The sequence below is a fragment of the Mesorhizobium sp. M4A.F.Ca.ET.050.02.1.1 genome (assembly GCF_003997725.1).
Lineage (GTDB): Bacteria > Pseudomonadota > Alphaproteobacteria > Rhizobiales > Rhizobiaceae > Mesorhizobium.
Genome location: NZ_RZSG01001304.1, coordinates 1 through 882, shown reverse-complemented (window position 1 = coordinate 882; position 882 = coordinate 1). Strand labels below are relative to the sequence as shown.

Genomic DNA, 882 nt, shown 5'->3' with positions numbered 1-882 from the left:
TCGCAAATCCCATCATGACGGCGCATTCGACCACGAACATGACGACTTCGACACTTTCATTGTCGACATTCCATCGATCGCCAATCCGGACGAGCTCGCAAAACGCGTCGCCGCCGCCGCCGAAGAGGAAAACGTGCTGCGCGTAAAAGGTTTCGTCGAGGTCGGCGGCAAGCCGATGCGGCTTTTGCTGCAGGCCGTCGGGCCGCGCGTCAACCACTACTACGACCGCGCCTGGACCGCCGAAGACGACCGTCGCTCGCGCCTCGTCGTCATCGGCCTGAAGGGGCTGAACCGCCCGGCGATCGAGCGTATCCTCGCCGGCTGAGGCAAACCCGAACCGCCATGCACATCCTCACCACCACATCCGCCTCGCTCGACGATCTCGCCGAGCCTGTCGATCTCAGGCAGACGCCTGCGGATGTCGTGGCGCTGTCCTTCACCGACAGCGATCTCTCGGGGCTCGCGGCTGCATGGAAGGCCGACGCGGAACGATTGCCCTCAATGCGGCTCGCCGCGTTGCGCGATCTCCGCCATCCGATGTCGGTCGACCTCTGGATCGACAGCGTCGCCCGCCATGCCAAGGTCATCCTGGTCCGCATCCTCGGCGGCTATGACTGGTGGCGCTACGGCTGCGACCAGCTCGCCGCGGTCGCGCGCGAACGCGGCATCAAGCTGGCGCTGCTGCCCGGCGAAAGCCACGACGAGGACCTCCGGCTGATCGAGGGCTCGACCCTGCCACGCGCCGAACTGGACGCCCTGCTCGGCTATTTCCGCGAAGGCGGCCCGGCCAATATGACAGCGCTGGTGAAGAGGCTGGCGCGGCTGGCTGGGTCAGACACGGCGGTGGCCGAGCCGGTTAGAGTGCCGAAGGCAGGGTATTAT

The 882-nt window shown here is 66.0% G+C and carries 1 protein-coding gene and 1 pseudogene; both read left to right on the top strand.

The window, feature by feature from the left end; genetic code table 11:
* Positions 1-325: GTP-binding protein (locus tag EOA33_RS37120; protein ID WP_190234523.1), on the top strand; the 325-nt coding region annotated here is incomplete at its 5' end.
* A gap of 17 nt (positions 326-342) precedes the next feature.
* Positions 343-882, top strand: a pseudogene (locus tag EOA33_RS37115) (cobaltochelatase subunit CobN); the annotation flags it as partial.